Source organism: Rhodoferax sp., assembly GCF_012927445.1.
GTDB lineage: Bacteria > Pseudomonadota > Gammaproteobacteria > Burkholderiales > Burkholderiaceae_C > Rhodoferax.
This window is the reverse complement of sequence record NZ_JABBPD010000001.1, coordinates 35,729-54,592: the sequence shown is the minus strand read 5'-3', so window position 1 is coordinate 54,592 and position 18,864 is coordinate 35,729. Positions and strand designations below refer to the sequence as shown.

Sequence of the window (18,864 nt, the reverse complement as noted above, 5' to 3'; positions counted from 1 at the left end):
TTTAGATCAGCTTTTCCTGCGGGGTGGTGATTTTTTTCAGGGGGCGGTTACGGCCCGATTGCATCAGCAGCGGCACGTCGGTTTGCTCGCCGTGCCACATCGGGTCTTCAATGCTGTCAAACATTTCGCGCAATTTTTGCCCCCAGCTGCCGCGCAGCATTCTGAAATAGGGGTTGTTCTCGTCGATGCACACTACTTTGTCGGTCTGGAACTGGTTGGCTTCATAGACCACCATGTCAAGGGGCAAACCGACGGATAAATTGGATTTGAGTGTCGAGTCCATGGACACCAGCGCGCACTTGGCGGCCTCGTCCAGCGGCGTGTCGGGCGTGATGACGCGGTCCAGCACCGGCTTGCCATATTTGGATTCGCCAGCCTGAAAGTAAGGTGTCTCGGGCGTCGCTTCGATGAAGTTGCCGGCCGAGTAGACCTGAAACAGGCGCATGCCTTCGCCCTTGATTTGCCCACCAAAAATCAGCGAGACATTGAAATCAACGCCCGCCTGTTTAAGCGACGCCGCATCGCGCTCGTACACCCGGCGAATGGCCGAGCCCAGCACGCGGGCCGCGTCAAACATGCTTTTGGCATTCCAGATGGTGACCGGCTCACTGTCCGGGTGCTCCTTGAGTTGCTCAATTTGCAGAATCTCGCGCACCGACTGCGAGATGCTGAGGTTGCCGGCCGACAGCAGCACCATGAAGCGATCGTCGGGCCGCTCGTAGACGATCATCTTGCGAAAGGTGCTGATCTGGTCCAGCCCGGCGTTGGTGCGGGAGTCGGAAAGGAACACCAGTCCGGCGTTCAGTTTGATGGCGACGCAATAAGTCATTGGAAGTCCTGGGGTGCTTGGGATAGATTTTCAGTTCTGTACCAGAGGGATCAGTTTTTTGAGGCTGTACAGCGCATCGAGCGCTTCGCGTGGGCTCAATGTATCAGGATTTATGCCTGCTAGCGCCGTCTCTACGGCGCTGGTAGCTATACTTTCTGTAGCGGGCGGTGCCGCAAACAGGTCCACCTGCGCCTGGGTTTCCGTGGCTTTGGCTTCCAGCGCTTCCAGCGTGTGGCGGGCCTGGTTCACCACGGCGGCGGGCATGCCGGCCAGGCGGGCGACTTGAATGCCGTAGCTCTTGCTGGCCGGGCCGGGCTGAATCTCATGCAAAAACACGATGTCGCGGCCCGATTCGACCGCGCTCACATGCACGTTGACGGCGGCGTGGTGTTGGGCTGGGAATTCGGTCAGCTCAAAGTAGTGCGTGGCAAACAGGGTGTAGGCCTGCGTCTTGTCGTGCAGCTGGGTGGCAATGGCCGAGGCCAAGGCCAGGCCGTCAAAGGTGCTGGTGCCGCGGCCAATTTCGTCCATCAGCACCAGCGAGTTGGGCGTGGCGGCGTGCAGAATTTGCGCGCCTTCCAGCATTTCCAGCATGAAGGTGGACTGGGCGTTGGCCAGGTCGTCGGCAGCACCGATGCGGGTGTGGATGGCGTCGATCGGCCCGAGGCGGCAGGCACTGGCCGGCACATAAGAGCCCATGCTGGCCAGCAGCACGATGACGGCGATTTGCCGCATGTAGGTCGATTTACCGCCCATGTTGGGGCCGGTGATGATCTGCATGCGCTGCTTCGGCCCCATGCGCGTGTCGTTGGCGATGAAGGCGCCGGAGCTGGTTTCCGCCAGCCGCGCTTGCACCACCGGGTGGCGGCCTTGGGTGATGTCCAGGCAGGGCTCTTTGGTAAATTGCGGCGCACACCAGTCCAGCGTCAGGGCGCGTTCGGTCAAGGCGCACAGCGCGTCCAGCGTGGCCAGGGCCCGCGCCACTTGGGACAGTGCTGGCACAAACACCTGCAACTGGTCCAGCACCTGCTCGTACAGCCATTTTTCACGCGCCAGCGCGCGCTCCTGCGCGCTCAGGGCCTTGTCTTCAAACGCTTTGAGCTCTGGTGTGATGAAGCGCTCGGCATTTTTCAGGGTCTGGCGGCGACGGTAGTCGTCCGGCACTTTGTCGACCTGGCCCTGCGTGACCTCGATGAAAAAACCGTGCACCTTGTTGAACTGCACGCGCAGGTTGGCAATGCCGGTGCGCGCTTTTTCGCGTGTTTCCAGGTCGAGCAGAAAAGAGTCGCAGTTGGTTTGAATGGCGCGCAGCTCGTCCAGCTCCGGGTCAAAGCCGGTGGCAATCACGCCGCCATCACGCACCAGCACGGCGGGCTCGGCATCAATGGCACGGGCCAGCAGGGCGGCACAGCCCTGGGGTGGCTGCAAATGGCCGGAAATTTGATTCAAATAGAGCTCTAGCCCCCGTAGAACGGGCGCAAGTAGCTCTGTTTTTTGTAGCGTCAGCTGCAAGGCAACGAGTTCACGCGGACGCGCCTGGCGCAGCGCGATGCGGGCCGTGATGCGTTCCACGTCGGTGCTGCCCTTGAGTTGCTCGCGCAGTTTGAGCCACGGGCCACTTTGCAGGGCGGCGATGGCGTTCAGCCGCTGCTGCGCCTCGCCGCGATCGCGTCGGGGTGCCAGCAGCCAGTTTTTCAGCAGGCGGCTGCCCATGCCGGTCATGCAGGTGTCCAGCAGTGAAAACAGCGTCGGCTTGTCTTCGCCGCGCAGGGTTTGTGTCAGTTCCAGGTTGCGCCGGGTGGTTTGCGGCAGGTCAATCAGCTCGTCGTTGCGCTGCACCCGCACGCTGTGCACATGGGTCAGCGCCCGGCCTTGCGTATGTTCGGCGTAACCCAGCAGCGCGGCGGCGGCGGCGTGGGCCTGCGGCAGGTCTTGCGCGTGCCAAGAGGTCAGGCTGGCGGCCTGCAGCTGGGTGAGCAGTTTGCGCTCGCCTAAAGCGGGGTCAAACTGCCAGTCGGGCCGCACAGTGATTGACATCGCCCTTGGTGCTTGCACGTTGCGCAAGCGGGCCTCAAACGCCGGCGTGGCACCCGCACTGAACAGAAGTTCACCAGGGCTGATGCGCGCCACCCATTCCGTCACCTCGTCGGGGCTGCATTCGGCCAGCTGCACTTCGCCCTGCGTCACGCTCAACCAGGCCAGGCCGCAGCGGTTGCGCGGCCCCTGGTGCACGGCCAGCAAGAGCGATTCGGTCTTGTCGCTCAGCAACTCCATGTCGGTCAGGGTGCCGGGCGTGACCACGCGCACCACTTTGCGCTCCACCGGCCCTTTGCCCGTGGGTTCACCGATTTGCTCGCAAATGGCGACCGATTCACCGAGTTTGATGAGCCGGGCCAGGTAAGTGTCGATCGAGTGAAACGGGACACCCGCCATCACCACCGGCTGCCCGGCCGACTGGCCGCGCTGGGTTAACGTGATGTTGAGCAGCCGGGCTGCTTTCTCGGCATCGGCAAAAAACAGCTCGTAAAAGTCGCCCATGCGGTACAGCAGCAGGGTGTCGGGGTAGTCGGCTTTGAGGCCGAGATACTGGGCCATCATTGGGGTATGTTCTGAAAAATCAGGATTCTTCCACTCGACGGGCGCTGTTTTTTCCTTATTTGCCAATGGAAACCTCCATGTGTCTAACGGGCTCTATCGCCCTCTGGCGACAACTGTCAAACGCCATCGACGCTCCAAAATTGCCGCCAAATTGCCGCCAAAAATTGAAAGAGCGCCATAATTGGGTCAAATTTGGCGGCATGGAACCCCGGTCGGCAGAATTTGGCGGCGTTTGGGGTGCTGTCCTCGCAAGAGGCATCCAACCTGGGAGTAGTGATGAAGTTGGCATTGAAGTCAGAGACCGTGTTTGAGTTGTTTCGCGAAATGGTCGGGACCGATCGGTATTGCGACAAGGGCGAGGCGGTTTGTCCGCGTGCGCCCAACCCCTGCTACGACCCAGAGGCCGACAGCACGGACAAGTTCGATCAAACGCCTGGAGCCGAGAATCCCGGGAAAAAATACATTCCATTTCATGGCGCTAATTATCTGGTCTATGACGAGCACAAAGATGCGCCGCCAGGATTCGCATTGCGAGTGGGACGAACGGCCGCCGTTTTTCTGGTGGACAAGCGAGTCAATGACAAGAAATTGAAGATTCCGGTGGGGTTGGCGGCTGGCAAAAAAGGCTCCCAAAAACCCATTCCATTGACCGAAGCGCGAGATCAAGCGTGGGGTCTCGCTCAGCTGGCCAAGAAGCATGGAGCGAATCCAAAAGGCATCGCGGACAAGGTCGACGCAGCCGAACTCACTTTTCGACAGGTGTGGGATGACTACATAACGGACTTAAAAGCCAGAGACACGCCCATCAAACCGAACTCCGAAGATTCGTTGGAGAAGGCTCGAAATAAATTTCAGGACTGGGAAGACCGCAAAGTGAGGCTGATCACCGCCAAAGAAGTGATGGAGCGGTTTAACCTCCATGCCGTCAAAAATGGGCACCGAACTGCGGCGGAGGCGATGGGGCGTTGGGCGGCCGCCGCAGTAAAAAATGCAATTGAAACGGAATATCACAATGCTTTTTCCGAGGGCCGACCGCCCTCACTGACCTACAACCCTTTCACCATTCTTCAGACGAAAAAGATTTATCGCAGTGGCAAGCAGCTTGAGCGCGCCTACGCAGCAAAAGGTATCCGCAACCCTATGTCTTTTGAAACCGCAGTCGGTCCTTATGTCAGGGAAGCATGGAAATATCGCAAGGAAAACTCGGTGTCGGCCGATTTCATTCTGCTCACCCTGCTCTGGGGGCTTCGCCGCGGCGAGTCGGCGACCTTTCAGTGGCGCGATCGCATAAGCGACTCTGAGGCGGTTTATGGCCGCTGGATCGACATGAAAACCTCGGTCGGGTATGTCGGCGATGGGAAAAATCGTGGAGATCACGAATTTGCTATCGGGCCATGCGCATTGGAACTTCTTAAACTGCGTCGCTCGAGCCAATTAGCTGACGAGGCTTGGGTCTTTCCAACGAGCTCCCCCTTGTCAAAAAAGCCTTACCTTTCCGATCCAACGCAAGCCATGAAGACGGTTAAAGAACGGGCGGGCATAGAAATTGTTCGCGGCCACGACCTTCGTCGCACTTTTGGCGCGGCTTGTGAAAAGCTGGGGTTTTCGGATAGGCAGACGAAGCGATTGCTTGGTCATGCCATATCGGGGAAAGAATCCGTCGGGCGCTACACGCAGCCCGAGTGGATCGACATGGTCGATCGTATGCAGCGTGTCGAAGAGCTGATACTGTCGCGAGCGCCATCCGTTTACAACGCGCTACGTCCAAAATCTTTGCCAAGGATGCAAGAGACTGAAGATGTCCTCGTGCCAGTTGTTGCGTCCAAGGCCTCGACGCGAAAGCCGAAGTGAGGATGAATTCCCGGCCTATAGATGCCATGGCATCTATAGAATGCTCCATCAAATAGCCCATGGGCAAACAATAAGGGGGATGAGCATGGCGATAGCCAAATCGAATACCAAGAGTGGCGGTGTCGCTGCGCCTGCCAATGCCCCTGCAAAAAAGGCTAAAACGGGCGGTCGTGTGACCAAGTCGATTGAGGAAAAAATCGCTGATGCGATTCGCCGGTCCACGATCGCGGCCCTTCATGATGACACCACGCTCGATTCAGAGTTGGCCGCTTTATACCTTGGAATGTCGGAAGCAAAGCTCGGCGAATTGCGCTCACCTCTGAATAAAGCCAAGGGCAGCGAAGCTGCGGGTGGGCCGCCCATGATCAAAGTTTTTGACAAGGGCGCGGTTGGGCAAAACCAGCCCGTGCAATACAAGTTGGGCGTCTTGCGCGAATTCCAATTGAAAAACACGGTTTCCGACTCCTTTGCGGCGGCGGTCGGAGCAGGCTTGGCAGGTTGGGTCACGATGCGCATTCCATTCTTCGCGGAGCTCGAAAAACGATCCGATCGGGGTCGCCAAATATTACTTGGAGCAGCATGGGACTTGGTTGCCGACAATCGCGAAGAGCGATTCAAGGCGCTGGTTGAAAAGAAAATTCGCTTGGTGATGATGACGTCAGCCGAGGCTGCATCAAGTCGATGGAACGACTTGGCCGCGCACAAAAAATGGTCGAAGCCGTGGCTTGCCTTGCTCAAAGACGAGAGCAGAGCCGTGAAGGCAGCCATGGAGGGCACGGAAATTTCCATGGTGACCAAGCCTGCCGTTGAGCGTGATGGCCGCAAGGTGGGCAATTGAGGCGACAGAGCGTCGAAAGAAATATGTCGATGGCAACCCAAGACATCATGGCCAAGCTCGATGTTCTCGACAAGCTTCATCGCCTGCCGGAAACCACGCTGCTCACAACTGACCTGGCCGCGATCTTTCTTTGCGCATCGGTGACATCAATGGAGCGCATGAGGGCAAAGGGGACCGGGCCAGCCTATTCGCAGGACTGTTCCAAAGGCGCTCGCGGAACAAATCAAAAATGCCTTTACATGAAGTCTGATCTGCTCAGATGGCATGAGCGGAACAAGGTCAGCTCATCGATGGAGGCCGCCGTCCGGAAGGGGCAGGTCTGAGGGTTAAAGCGAGTTGCGATTGAGCTAAGTCGGCGGGGGACGTTCGCCTCCCCGCATGTGCCTGACTCACCGCCAAAGCTTCGCACACGGAATCTTCAAAAATGGCCAATGTGCCGAGATAGTGAGGCCGTGAACCCGTAGTCAGTCGCTGGAGTATTCATGACCGGGACAGACCTATGCGCCGGCGCATGATTTGGTGTGTCCATGCTTCAAAGCCGGTCAACTGGCCTATGCGCCGGCGCATGATTTGCTGAGTCCATGCTTCAAAGCCGGTCAACCGGCCTATGCGCCGGCGCATGATTTGCATGAGTCCTCGCTTCAAAGCCGGTCAACTGACCTATGCGCCGGCGCATGATTTGCCGAGTCCATGCTTCAAAGCCGGGCAACTGAAATCATGCGCCGGCGCATGATTTCAGTATGTCCATCAGAAAGATGAGTCGAAAATCGCCTATGCGGCTGGCCGCAAGAGGTTGTAGGCGACGATTACAGCCTCAGGTTAGATGGGGCCGCTCGGCTTCGTCCATCGGTCTTTGCGGTCTTTAGTGGCCTCTTTGGGCTTGCCCGTCCCTTTGCCAACTTCTGCCTTTTCATGTTGGCTGAATGAATTTGAGGCGGCATGTCGGATTCGCTCGGAGAACTCGCCAATTGTTAGGCGCTGCGTGTCGTCAGTGAGGCGGTCGGTTGCTATGGCTTCGGCCAGGCTCAACGGGCGGCCATCCGGTTGGATGCAAAACGTCCACAGGTCCGCTGGCGAGCCGTAGGCCAGCCAACTTTGGAAGCCGCGCATCGCCACGTTTCCTGCCTGGACTCTCTTCAAAAAGCTGCGGTCGACCTTTGAATACACCCTGTCGATGTATTGCAATACGTCGTGCAAGAAGTATTTGACTTCCTTCTCTCCTGAGGCTGGTGGTGCGTATGGAATCCATGTGGGGCTGGTCAGATCGATTTGAGTCCCGGCAGCTATCGCGTTGCGTTGCTTCGCTCGGTCTTCCTCAAGAGTCTTCGGCTCGCGGTCGACAAAAGCGCCAACTTGTTGAGGTGTGAGCAGCTTTCGTTTTTGAGCACTGACGCTGAGCTGGGTGCACTCGTCGAGAAGAGCGAGCTGCTCGTTTGACAAAGGTTTGGGTGCCTTCTTGTAGCGCGGTCCGCGTGGTTCCTTCGCCTCTCCAGGCTTCACGCGGATCTTTGGCTCTGCTGATGGTGCTTTTGAAATTGCCATTGATTCGTCTCCTTCCGTAGGGTGGGACGATCGCCGATCGCCGTGCATTTTGTGAGATTTTAGCGGCCTGCATTTGGGGTCACTGCTTCCGAAAACACGGCAATGCATCTTCGCCGATGGTGTTTGGCGCGGTTTGACCCGGCATGGCGCGGTCCTGAGAAACCGACGGTTTTAAACACAGAAACGAGCCCAAAATCGGGATTCGTCAGGACGCGATGAGGTCGAAATCAACAAGCAAAGGAGTCGGTGATGAGCTACTTAAATCACGAATATCGCCTGGAAGGTTCGCAATCCGTTTTAGAAAAAGTTATCCAGACGATGAACGAATATTTCGATGACGAATACGACGACAGCATGGCAGGGGGCGGCCATGAGTTCTGCGAGAACAGCGATGGGTCATTTAGTTGGGCTTTCAATTGTCGCTCGCTCCTGATGGAGTTGGACGACTCACTCGCGGAATTGACCCGCCGCAACGACGCAAAGATTTGGGTCTATCACGAGGAGGACAACGGCACCTACATCGGCAGCAATGTTTACTTCATGGGAAAAGGCCACCAACGCCAGGCTGGCATATGGAACGCCGACGTGGGCTACGAGCCCGCCATGGCTGCGATTGAGTTGGAGAAATCTGCCAATGTGAATGTAGCCTTGGTCCTGCTGAAAATTCTTGAAGATGCGTGCGATCGTCCAGGTCGCTTGCCTGTCGTGCTTGCGGAGATGCTTCTGGGGGCATTGGATCGCCACCCGACTTTGGCGGCGGATGAATCCATCTGGAAACGGCTCATGAAGCTTCAAGGCCCAATCGCATCCAGCTACATCAATCGTGAAGAAGCTGACGGAGACTTTCGCAAGGAATTACAGCGTGCAAATGGACTTTTTGCAAAGCTTGAAGCCAACAAATTGAAAGATGGCTTGACCCCACCGACCGGCCAGGCTTGCCTGCCAAAGGCGGTGCGGCTCTGAACATCGTCTAGCCAACCCCCTCTCTCAACGCAGTTGGAAGAGCCCGTTTGACCGGGTTCCGCCGCTGCATGGTCAAAAAATATTTTATCAAGGACAGTGATATGAAAGCGATCGAAAACGGAGTCTCAACCCAAGGCGGCGAGCAAGTGAATACTCAAGTGATGCGGGTCCAAGTCAGCCCATCGGTGAACCGAAAGGACGCGGATTGGGTTAGCAAAGCGTTGGCGGCGATCCAAACCGACAACGCTCCTCTCATGGGCCGTTTGCTGAGCGAAAAGAAGCGGCCGATTTTTGGCAAGCCTTGCACGTTCAAGTTCGATGGGAAACCAGAGGCGGGGGAAATGACGCTCCTTCAACTTGCATTGAGGGCGAAGTCCTTTGGTTGTTTGGAAGTGCTATCGCAGCGATGGCACGAAGCCGGGCTCTATTCGGAAGTCGAAGAGGCCATCATGCCAGTCTTGATGAGCTTCGAGTCCGATCCTAATCTCCGGGCTAGTCAGATACTTGTTCAGATCATCGCCGCATTGGCTCGCGGATTGTTCAAGGCTCAGGCTCGCTCGGAAGACTACGGCTTGGGTCAATTCGCCTATGGCTATCCATTGGCAAGTCAAACCGTCGCCCGAACTTTCGCTGAACAGACGCCAGTTCCTGGATCAACATCAAAACTCTTTCAAAAGCGGGCCTATTGGGTGCGGCATGCCGCCCGGTGCGTGGCGGACAGCGATGCGTTGGGTCTGGACGCCTGCTTGGATGAGCTGGATGCCTTGCCTGCGACGGTGGAAAAAGGCTTGGAATTCATGGAATGTCACTTGTTGCTGATGTCATGTTTGTCCATGAACCGCCTCTCATTCTCGTCCCCGATTTTCAATCGCCTTGGCAGATTTAATGACGTGGCCGAATTGATTGACTGGGAGCAGTATTTCCTTGTGCAGCTCGCCGCCAATCTGTCTTATGCCAATGTGGGCCTTTCGGCAGGCGAAGAAAATGAACTGGCAGCAGGCATCGCCTCCGTGGTTCTCAACTTTTCCAGTGAGCCCGTGCCGCGAATGACACTTGTATCGAGCTTGGCTTCGAAGGATTTCCATTCGCAGCTTGGGCCGATCTCGGCAGTGGCGGAAAAGGCCGTTACGCAGATTCTGTGCGAAATGGAGTGGGAAGCCCTTCAAGCGTCGATCCAGCCCTCAGCCGCACCAAGCCACAGGACATCGCTGTCACTTTGAGCCCATCAACCCATTCGCAAAACAGATTGAAAGAAAAGGAGTTTTCCATGAGCACTTACGTTGATTTTTCCTATCGCATTGAAGGGACGGCGGCTGATCTCGCGATTGCGCGGACCGCCATTCTTGATTTTCAAGCCGAATGCCAAGGTTGGGATGGCATGGAGGATGTGCCGGTCACCGCAGAGGACGGCAGCTTGCGTTGGAGCGGCTACACAACCATGGATATCGAGCCCTTCGACCGCAAGATGGCCAATCTCACTCGGGGCAAAGCAATGCGGGTGTGGGCCTATCAAGGCTGCACGGACGGATGCTGCGAAAGCGGCTTGTCGTTGTTCGAGAAAGGCTCGTTTTGCGTCGTCGATCGCTGGGAGGCCGATATCGGCATCCGCTCGGCGTTGGCGGCGATCGAGCTATCGAATGGATCTGATATCAACGCGACCTTGATCCTGATTGATCGCGTGAAGATCGGATGCCGTGACGGGTGGGATGGAGATGACTGGACGCATTTGCTGGCCGCCGGCGTGTGCACGTTGCTTGTCGCCCAAGCAGTGAATGAGCATCCCGAGTTATTGAAGTCGTCAATGGCCGCTGAGGCATTGATGGGAGTTTGCGAGGATATGCGGGACGCGCGAAAAGCCCTTCGCAAATTCAAAGCAATGGACAAAACTGCCATCAAGGAAATAGATGGACTCTTGGCGGCCATCGAAGGCTTGGAGATTGGGGCGGTGGCAAAGACTTGCCAACCGGCGAAACGATTGGCCGTTCGGATTTAAGGGGCAAACCATGCAAAGAAATGGATGGATCATTGGAATCATGATCGAGCGTGCGAGGATGATTCGCAGACTGAGTCGAATCGATCAGCAGGCGGCGCCAATCGGCAGGGAGGAGCTGCGTGAGGGGTTCCATGAAGAATTGTCGATGTTTCTCGGAACGGGCATACCGATGGATGGGGAGGATCTCGAATCGCATGAAGTGGTCTATACGTTGCAATATGTGACTCATCAGGTAAAGCAGCAGGCTCACCTGAGGTTCATAGGGCCAACCGGCAGGGAGATTCGACGCATCAAGGCAGAACGCGTCGAGCAAAACAAAATGGCGAAGGCTGCAAGGGCCGAGCGGGCGGAGATTGCCAAGGACGCTCGACGGGTCGGTAGACGTCGTCCGAAAAAAGAGGCTGAAAATCCTGTCAATGCAGCCAACGTCCCTGAGTCAAGATCACGCGGGAACAGACTCTGAGCACTGGGTCAAAAAGCTGAGTCGCTTCGATGTTGGTGTGGTGGCTACCTGTCACGCGTTGGCCCAAGATCAGCGTCCAGGTCTGGCCCCATGGGCGGGAACTTAGGTTTGGATCCGTTCGGTTTGGGTTCAAGTAACTTATGCATCGAAGACAAACCATCGCCACGTTTATTGGTCGGCTCTGTGGTGAGTAGGCCATCGGCTCCGAAGGAAAGGACAATTTCAGTTTGATTTTCGGCCATGGCAGCCCAAACTCTGTGGCTAATGCCTTGCACCGGACCCTCGCTCCGGTCAAGCTTAATTACGCCGCCACCATGCGTTTTCGACGCTTGAAGCCAGACGAATCGGTCGTCGGCGCGAAGTGTGGTCATGGTCAAGGGCGCTTCCGAAAATTGAGTCGTGCTGACTTCTGAGGCGTGAGCTTCTGGCAACCGTAAAACGGTCGCCGCATTGTTGCGCGCATCAATGACGTGCTTCCACCCTACCAATGCGCAGGCCTCCTCGTCTGACATGTCGCGAAAAGCTTGGTTTTGTCGATTGATTTTGACAAGGGCGTTGGTCGTTGTTAGCAAGTAGGCATGGGTTGACGAAACGCCGACGAACATCCCCATGTAAAGCGCGCCATGGGACGAGGCCGTCAGGTCTTCGATTGGGACTTCACCTGAGGATATCTTTCTCGCAATATGGCTCTTGTCGCGTTCGGCGCAGACGTTGGCAAGATAGTCTCTTAGCTTTTTGTCTGTGCTGTCATCTGCAAGTTGGAACTGCCATGTTGGGGTTGATGGTTTCGGTGGTGTTGGCTGGGCCGTTGTGGGCGTGGACGCTGTGGCTATTCTTGTAGCTTCTGCCGCAAGCTGGCTGGCTATCTGGTCCGGGGTTCTGACGAGCATGCAAGAGTGGGCGTCGCCTCCAGTAGTAAACGAAATGGACAGTTCCTGCCCCTGGAAGATGGTTTGCGGCCACACACCATTCGGCAATTCGGACTTGTGAATGGCGAGCACGCGTGTGTCATCACGGCGCGCAAGATGGATCCATTCCTTGTCGGCATGAGCGACAAAGCCTCGGAATTTCCTCACTTCTGTTTTCGTCCCGCCATCCATGCTGCGATTGAATAAGTCGCAGTATTTCCCGTCCGCGACAGTGTCCTTGGCTGTAAAGATGTCTTGTGAAGATTTGACAAGCTTCGCTGCCGACACAATGATCAGATCAGCTGTGGCTGTCGATTTGGAGTTTGTCGTGCTCTGAACTCGCGAACGAGCGGATTCGATGGCAGCCCATGCCTTTTCAGCCGCAATCTCACGAGCGGATTTTGGGACACTGATGGCGAATCCCATACTGCGCCCTGCGCTTGCCAATTGGTCTAGCTTGGCGACAGCTCCCAAAGGAAAGTGCCAAGCGCCTATGCCATCAACCCAAGTTCCGCCAGCAGCTTTGAGAGTGTCAACGAGGTTGGCCCACTGCGCTGTCCCTCTAATGACGCGCACGCTGATGGCAGGTTTGCCGCCCAATTTAGCATCTACGTCGATTTCAACCGGGCCGCCAGACCATGCAAGCACTGCCGCGCGAACTGAAACTTGGAGAGTTTCTGTTTTGCGAGTGGCAGCCTCAACCCGTGCCTTGATCAAATCGGCAACGACAGGCGATAACTCTGAGGCTTTTGACATCCCGTCATTTTGCTTCTCAATAGGCCATGCTTCGATCCGCCCGCTATCTTCTTGTCTGGCATAAATGAAGGACTTGTCGCGGCCAACCCACTCACGCCCAGATTCCCAGTTGACAAGCTTTCGGCCCATCACCGTCACGTGTCCAAAGAGCTTGGCGGCCTGCTCAATTTTGGAAATATGCTCTGTGGAAATCGGACGTGGTTTTACCGCGCTTTGTGCAGCTGCCAGGACGACGCCAGTGATGGCTCGGGCTGCGGAGGCGATGACTTTGGTGGCGGCCCATGCGTTGTCGCGCTGAGCCACGACTGCTAGACGATCGTCAATGGCCTTGATGCGAACAGCGATATTTTCATCAAACAGTGTTTTCTCAATCGACATCAAACCGGAGAATTGCTCCGAGCTTTTAGTCAAGCGGTCCTTCTCCATAGGTCCCATGGTTGCGACAGCATGAAGATCGTTGGCATGTCGCTTCTCGATTTTCTTGGCTGCGTTTGCCATGATAGTGGACTTCTCGTGTTCGAGCATGTGGATATAGAGGTTCTTTCGGTGGCGCGTCGCCATCACGTAAAAAAGCTCTTTGCTGATGAACGCGCCGGGCGCGGCCCACACCGAATCGACGGTCACTCCCTGCGATTTGTGAACCGTGGCGGCAAAGGCGTGTGAGAGGTCCGACATGGCCTTTGTATTGAAGACGGCAATCTTGGGTTTTCCGGATCCATCTGGACTATCCAATCTGCACTCGATATCGAGGCTGCCGTCTGCCAGCCGTTTGACGCCAATGACGGTGGCGAATTCATTTTTGGCGATGTCGTCTTGGAGCTTGGCCTTTTTTCCCGACACTTTTTTCTCAAAGGCGATGCGATCGCCAATGGAAATCTCCATGCCGGTTTTGTCGATGGTCCAAGCCCCTGAGAGTGAACCCTTGGTTTTGAGCTGAGCGCGAACCGCATCGTTCAAACGCCGCACTTGATCGTTGGTCGTTCCCAGGATGAGCTTTTGGCTCGATTCCGATGGGTCTTTGAAATACGAGTCGACGATGTCCTCGATCATCTCGTCGCGGGTGAAGGCAGTCTTCAAAAAGCCGCGGCGATCATATTCAGAGAGTCCCTCATCAACATATCCGCGCGAGAAGAAAGTGGAGGCTTGCTTGGCCCAGTCCTGCTTCTGGCGGCTGACATAGTCCCAGTCCGCGAGCTCTTTGCCCAAATACAGCATGGCATCGGGGTTGGATGCCAGCGAGTCCATTTCGGTGAGCTTTCGCAATACATTGCCACGAGCGACGGCAGGAAGCTGTTCAGGGTCTCCGGTGAAGATCAGTTTGGCGCCCGATTTTTTCCCATGGCTGAGCAGTTTCTCCATCTGGTCAAAACCGGCCATGCCAGCTTCATCGATGAAGATGACGGATTTTTTATCCAGTTTGATTTGGCCGCTCTCGATGTCCAAGAGGAGTTTGTCGATGGAGCTTGCCTGAATGCCAAGCTCGCGCCCAAGGCCTGCGGCAGCTTTATTGGATGGAGCGGCGCCAAAAATAACTCGGCCGTTCATTTCAAGGATTTCTTTTGTGAATTGGCTGGCTGTGGTTTTACCAAGGCCGGCTCCTGCGATTTGGATAGACAGCTGGCTATCGCAGCATGCCGCCTGCAAAACCGCTCGCACCTGGAAGTCGCGCAACTTGAATGGGATTTTGTTTTTCTCTGTCAGTCGATCTTCAATTTGAGAGATCAGCGCCATGGCCTCTTCGCGACCTAGACCATATCCCTGGGCGGCAGTAAACGATGGGACGGTTTTCCCAAAAAGCTCGTTTTCACGCTCCCGTAGTTTGCGACTGGTGAACACAGGCTCCCCAAACCGATTGAGTCCATCGAGTTGGCCGACAGCCTTCGGGTCCGACGGGTCGTAGACTTTGAGGAGATCGGGCAGGGCAAGAAATTCACGCATTCGAAGCTCAACAGCTTTGTCCATGTCAACTGACGTGTCAAAGACGAATTGGGCGTCCTCCCACAAAGCTTGGCGAATGTCTGCCAATGAAAAATGCGCCTCCATTGACAATAGCTTCCCTAAGATTTCAACGTTGGTTCGAGCTCTTGGCGTGCTAGATATCTGCTCACGGAGCATAAGGTTGCGTTTGGCCTTTTCAGGCATGCCTTCAGCGCGAATTTTGGCGTCGACTCGATTTTCTATCGCTTGCGCCAATGTCGTCGCTTTGACTTGAACAGGGTCGATCCCGAGTTGGTTAAACGCCTTTGACCAAGCGCTCAGAACTTCATCGCCGGTGAGCGTGTTTTTTGACATACGGCTTTTAACCTTGGCGGCCCGTTTGGATGACCCCTCGGCCAATGCTTTGGCGATGTCTGCCGAACGCGCGCTCATTGCGCTTTCTTGGTCTTTCGAGATACCTGGGAGTTTAAAAAAAATCCCGTTTTTCTGCTCTTCGCGCTCGATGGCGTATCCGATCGAGCGAAGGTTTCCAGCAAGCCTGGCGCGATACATAGCGCCGAGGGCTTTTATGTTGGCTCTGATGTAGTCGGTATAGGCTGCGTAGATTTCGCCATCGGCGCCTTCGACTGGGCCAAAGAGATTGATGTGGTCATGAAGATGCGGGTCAGGAACCAAGGGGTCGTCGGCCGCGTTTTTAGCCCCTTGTGAATGTTCGGAAGGGCGCGCGTCAAAGTGCCTCCACTGAGCCGCGATCACGCCTTTCACCGTCTCAAAGACACGTCGGCTCGTTTCGGGATCACGCTTGCGGGTCATGATGAAGTCCGTTTGCATCCACTCGAATGTCTCCCGAACCGCACGGTCGTGCGCGCTTTCGATATCGTTGGCTTCCTGGATATTGCCCGAAGTGCGCAATGCCCCCCAGTGCATTGAAACGGTTTTCGGCGCGTTGAAAGCGATGTCCGTGCCTGGGCGCTGTGATTTTTGGCAGGCTTTGCTGTGAGCGGAATCGGCGTCGGCAGTCGCTGCCTTTAATTCCGCGACCTCGTGCCTTGCCGTTGCCAGTGCTATGGCTTGCTCTCTTGTTGCTTCCCCGTCGGTTTCTTCAATGGTCGCCTCGATGGATTTGAATCGGGCAATGGCTTTGGAATAGGCTTTGCTTTTGACGGTAAAGTCTTGTTTGAGTATCTGACGGTCGAGGGCATCGGCTCGCTGAGCTTGAATCGACTTTCCGTCGTTTCGAATTGGCATTCCAGATTTTGGATCGAGACCGTAGTAAATCGCTTCGAAGGTCTTCCGGTCGATGACGGAGCCTGTCGGCAACCCAAGTTTGGCGGCAAAGTTTCCAAGCCAAATGCCGTGCCGCAAAAGCGGGTCGACTCCAACGCCCAAACCCTTGTCAGCCTCAAAATACTCGAACGGCTCCCCGGAGCTCATTGAGGTTCCAAAATAGTATTCCGGCGACGCGAGCGGGCCTATCGACATCATGGTCAGGGAACCTCAAAGTTTTTGGGAGAGGGTAAGGACGGCTTGCGCGAGATCCGACTGACCTTTGTGCAATTCCGATTGCAGTGAGGTGATCGCATCGAAGCGCGAGTAGAGCTGCGAGAACTTGGCATCTAGATCTGCCTGGAAGGACTGGCTGCGCGATTCGTTATCTATGGCCTGGTTTGCAAGGCCTGAAATCGCTTGGCGAATTTCGTCGAACGGATTGGCGCCTACGGATAGCAATGCTTGGTTCTTAAATGCCGCAGCAGCCGTTGGGAGTCCGAGGGATTTTGCGAGATTCTGGAAATGCGCTTTCTGGGCGTTAGATAGTCGAACAGTGAAGCCGGGCGCGGATTTTGACGGGACTCTTTTTTTGCCCGTTGTTGGGGCCGTTGTCTTTGATGCTGGTTTGGCCATGGTGACCTCCCATTTTGTTTTGTTATTTTTAGCGAAAGCGTTGCCGCCGACACCTCATGGCGCCTCAATTAGCCTCCCGTAACCCGCACATAAAGTCAAACAAATGTGGTGCGCGCCTGATAAGCGGTGCAAATCGTTCAAAAAATTAGCTTGTTTTCATTGGAGAAACGCTCGAAATACGGCGCGTGAAATTTGCGCTCGCGCGCACCAGCGTTGACGTTCAACGCTTGTCGATCTAACGCATTGATTTCACTGGGGAAGTTGGTTTTTAGAAGGCCCGCGCAGCGGGACTACAGCCGCCGGCAGGGCGATGGTCTGTATAAGAATTGATTGCGTGGGAACCATGCAATCGGATTTAGGAATTTGGGGAAGCCTGAGCAATGGCTTGAAAGGCGAAGTCCTGGCCTTGATCGGAAGTTCTGGCTTTTGGAAGCTTCTCTCCTAATGAAGACGTCTGTGAAATTTCCCGTTTGGGCTGCGATACCTCTGGCTCATCCTGTTTTGGCGTATTTTGAGTCGTGCTGAATGTATTGCGCGGCATACCAGTTTCTTTTCCATTTTCGATTGCCATCACATTGCCACGAGATTGCCATCAGATTTAGAGAATAGGGGGATTGGTTGGGATAACTGCCATGAGTTTGCCACGACTTTGCCATGAGTTTTTCCGCACGAGCGAGGGGTGGCGGGAAAGTTGGATCGACCCAAGATGGCTTGCGCCGACTGGCAACGCCATGAGTTTGCCACGACTTTGCCATGAGTTTTTCCGCACGAGCGAGGGGTGGCGGGAAAGTTGGGTCGACCCAAGATGGCTTGCGCCGACTGGCAATACCACGCGATTGCCACGACTTTGCCATGAGTATTTCCGCACGAGCGAAGGGTGGCTCGAAAGTTGGATCGACCCAAGATGGCTTACGCCGACTGGCAATGCCATGAGTTTGCCACGACTTTGCCATGAGCATTTCCGCACGAGCGAAGGGTGGCTCGAAAGTTGGATCGACCCAAGATGGCTTACGCCGACTGGCAATGCCATGAGTTTGCCACGACTTTGCCATGAGCATTTCCGCACGAGCGAAGGGTGGCTCGAAAGTTGGATCGACCCAAGATGGCTTACGCCGACTGGCAATGCCATGAGTTTGCCACGGCTTTGCCATGAGTTATTTCACGCGCGCGAAGGGTGACAGAGAAATTGACGCAAGCCAAAATACCGCAAACACTGGGAGGAGATCCTCCCAGCCCCACCCGCCTGTTACTGAACCGCGCCGACCTCCGAGCTGAGCTCGGAGGTCGGCGCTTGGAAACTGCCGCATCGCTCACTGCGTGAGCGACCTTTTTCGAGGTCATATTCAGTGCTGTAAATACGCTGGCTGATGCCAGCAAAAAAATCTGGTTCTCATCTGACTGGAAGTCGCAAAAATCGTAAATAGGTGACATCAAATGCCATCAGATTGCCACGGCATTCTCACGATTAGGCCTTCGTGGGAATGTGGGTGCCACGGGAATGCCATGCGATTGCCATTAGTCGGTCAAGTTCGAAATTGATTGACTAATGCAAGGTTGCGGGCTTTCATGTTGTGAAGATGACAGGAGGCTTGGCGATGGATGCGAACAATAAATTTTTCGAATCAATTGAAGCGACCCTTGCCGGGATGACTGTGAGGCGAGTGGTCGCGAAACTGGCGGAAGTTCTAGCGGTCGCACGGCGAAGCCGGTCTTGGGATTGGATTGCAAACTGGCTCTTTTCGCATGGCGTGAAATCGCAACGCGGAGGTCGAGTCTCACCAGAAACACTTTCGAACTATTTTTCAGAAGCCAAGCGCAAGGGTCTGATCGATGAGACGCGAGTCGAACGCTTGATCAGTGAGCTTGATGCCAGGCTGAGAGTTGAGACTCTTGAAAAAGTCGGAGCGGACGACGCGCTTGTCATCTTGCTGGATTCGCGAGCTTCTGAATTTGGTCATCACGTTGTCGGTTCAATTAAACCTGCTCAACGAGTAGCTCATGTGTCGATAAATACAAACGCGACAGATGTATCGCCCTTGGTAGCGAAAAGCAGGATGCGAACAAACGCGGCGACCACTGCGACGCGGCCAACATTTTATGAAATCAAGAACGCAATTGATATCAATTATGCAAGGCCTGAGTCCGAGCGAGAAGTGATGGTCAGCGTGGCGGGCGTTGAAATGATGATCTCTCTACGATGGCAGAAAAAAGTGCACTTGGGCGAAATTAGGGATGAAGCTGAACTCATGCGAATGATGGATAAATAAGACAGAAAAAAGGGAG

14 protein-coding genes are annotated in these 18,864 nt (G+C 55.4%); 8 read left to right on the top strand and 6 right to left on the bottom strand.

The genetic code is table 11. From position 1 onward, the window contains the following. Position 1: 1 nt before the first annotated feature. Positions 2-829, bottom strand: a complete 828-nt coding sequence (locus tag HHJ17_RS00210; RefSeq protein ID WP_296504578.1) for a proteasome-type protease — start codon at positions 827-829, stop codon at positions 2-4. A 30-nt stretch (positions 830-859) separates the two neighbouring features. Further along, the gene (gene mutS / locus HHJ17_RS00205; protein WP_296502980.1) at positions 860-3,427 is read right to left on the bottom strand and encodes a DNA mismatch repair protein MutS; all 2,568 of its coding nucleotides are present in this window, start codon (positions 3,425-3,427) and stop codon (positions 860-862) included. A gap of 276 nt (positions 3,428-3,703) precedes the next feature. Here mutS and HHJ17_RS00200 point away from each other — a divergent pair, with 276 nt between their 5' ends. The 3 genes from HHJ17_RS00200 (at position 3,704) to HHJ17_RS00190 (ending at position 6,439) form a co-directional block, all read left to right on the top strand. Further along, positions 3,704-5,278, top strand: a complete 1,575-nt coding sequence (locus HHJ17_RS00200; protein WP_296504577.1) for a tyrosine-type recombinase/integrase — start codon at positions 3,704-3,706, stop codon at positions 5,276-5,278. An 85-nt stretch (positions 5,279-5,363) separates the two neighbouring features. Then, a complete protein-coding gene (locus HHJ17_RS00195) occupies positions 5,364-6,116 on the top strand; it encodes a hypothetical protein (RefSeq protein WP_296504575.1) in 753 nt (250 codons plus the stop codon). A gap of 29 nt (positions 6,117-6,145) precedes the next feature. Further along, complete coding sequence (locus tag HHJ17_RS00190; RefSeq protein ID WP_296504573.1) at positions 6,146-6,439, top strand: hypothetical protein; 294 nt, start codon at positions 6,146-6,148, stop codon at positions 6,437-6,439. A 496-nt stretch (positions 6,440-6,935) separates the two neighbouring features. On the opposite strand, the gene HHJ17_RS00185 is transcribed toward HHJ17_RS00190, so the two are convergent. Continuing rightward, positions 6,936-7,658: a hypothetical protein gene (locus tag HHJ17_RS00185; RefSeq protein ID WP_296504572.1), complete on the bottom strand. Its 723-nt coding sequence runs from the start codon at positions 7,656-7,658 to the stop codon at positions 6,936-6,938. A gap of 249 nt (positions 7,659-7,907) precedes the next feature. Between HHJ17_RS00185 and HHJ17_RS00180 the strand changes: the two genes are divergently transcribed. From HHJ17_RS00180 to HHJ17_RS00165, 4 genes are read left to right on the top strand one after another with little or no spacing between them, the layout of a single operon-like run. Then, on the top strand, positions 7,908-8,621 hold the full coding sequence (locus HHJ17_RS00180; protein WP_296504570.1) for a hypothetical protein: 714 nt from the start codon (positions 7,908-7,910) through the stop codon (positions 8,619-8,621). Positions 8,622-8,668: 47 nt separating this feature from the next. Further along, complete coding sequence (locus HHJ17_RS00175; RefSeq protein ID WP_296504567.1) at positions 8,669-9,841, top strand: hypothetical protein; 1,173 nt, start codon at positions 8,669-8,671, stop codon at positions 9,839-9,841. 47 nt (positions 9,842-9,888) lie between these two features. Beyond that, positions 9,889-10,614 (top strand): hypothetical protein, encoded by a 726-nt coding sequence (locus tag HHJ17_RS00170; RefSeq protein ID WP_296504565.1) that lies wholly within the window; start codon positions 9,889-9,891, stop codon positions 10,612-10,614. Between the two features lie 10 nt (positions 10,615-10,624). Further along, positions 10,625-11,077 (top strand): hypothetical protein, encoded by a 453-nt coding sequence (locus HHJ17_RS00165; protein ID WP_296504564.1) that lies wholly within the window; start codon positions 10,625-10,627, stop codon positions 11,075-11,077. A 44-nt stretch (positions 11,078-11,121) separates the two neighbouring features. On the opposite strand, the gene mobF is transcribed toward HHJ17_RS00165, so the two are convergent. The 3 genes from mobF to HHJ17_RS00150 all read right to left on the bottom strand — a co-directional run bounded on the left by mobF (position 11,122) and on the right by HHJ17_RS00150 (position 17,732). Further along, complete coding sequence (mobF, locus tag HHJ17_RS00160) at positions 11,122-16,164, bottom strand: MobF family relaxase (protein WP_296504562.1); 5,043 nt, start codon at positions 16,162-16,164, stop codon at positions 11,122-11,124. Between the two features lie 12 nt (positions 16,165-16,176). Beyond that, positions 16,177-16,581 (bottom strand): hypothetical protein, encoded by a 405-nt coding sequence (locus tag HHJ17_RS00155; RefSeq protein WP_296504560.1) that lies wholly within the window; start codon positions 16,579-16,581, stop codon positions 16,177-16,179. Positions 16,582-17,072: 491 nt separating this feature from the next. Further along, positions 17,073-17,732 (bottom strand): hypothetical protein, encoded by a 660-nt coding sequence (locus tag HHJ17_RS00150; RefSeq protein WP_296504558.1) that lies wholly within the window; start codon positions 17,730-17,732, stop codon positions 17,073-17,075. A 444-nt stretch (positions 17,733-18,176) separates the two neighbouring features. Here HHJ17_RS00150 and HHJ17_RS00145 point away from each other — a divergent pair, with 444 nt between their 5' ends. Beyond that, entirely contained in the window at positions 18,177-18,848 is a 672-nt protein-coding gene (locus HHJ17_RS00145; protein WP_296504556.1) for a hypothetical protein, read from the top strand. The last annotated feature ends 16 nt before the right edge of the window (positions 18,849-18,864 follow it).